The organism is Chloroflexaceae bacterium, from assembly GCA_025057155.1.
Classification (GTDB): domain Bacteria; phylum Chloroflexota; class Chloroflexia; order Chloroflexales; family Chloroflexaceae; genus JACAEO01.
In genome coordinates, this window is sequence record JANWYD010000151.1 from 1 (window position 1) to 277 (window position 277).

At 52.0% G+C, this 277-nt stretch carries 1 protein-coding gene; it reads right to left on the bottom strand.

The window, feature by feature from the left end:
• A partial coding sequence (locus NZU74_20760) for a hypothetical protein (protein MCS6883756.1) occupies positions 1–277 on the bottom strand: 277 nt, incomplete at both ends.

The window sequence follows — 277 nt, forward strand, 5'->3', positions numbered from 1 at the left end:
GATTGTTCTCGGCGGCGCTGGGCAAGTTGAAGTAGAGGAAAATTTCGTTGCCCATTGGCTCGACGACCTCCAACTGCAATTTTCCTTTCACGCCCATCTCGACGCGCTTTTGCGAAGCGTCGTAAATGTCTTCGGGGCGAATGCCGAGCGTGACGTCTTTGCCCGCATATGCTTCCAACTTCTTGGAAATCGGTTCGGGCAGATAAAAATCCAACTTGCCCGAAGCGTCTCTAAACGCGAGCGCGCCGTTTTTGTAAAGTTTTCCGTCGACGAAGTT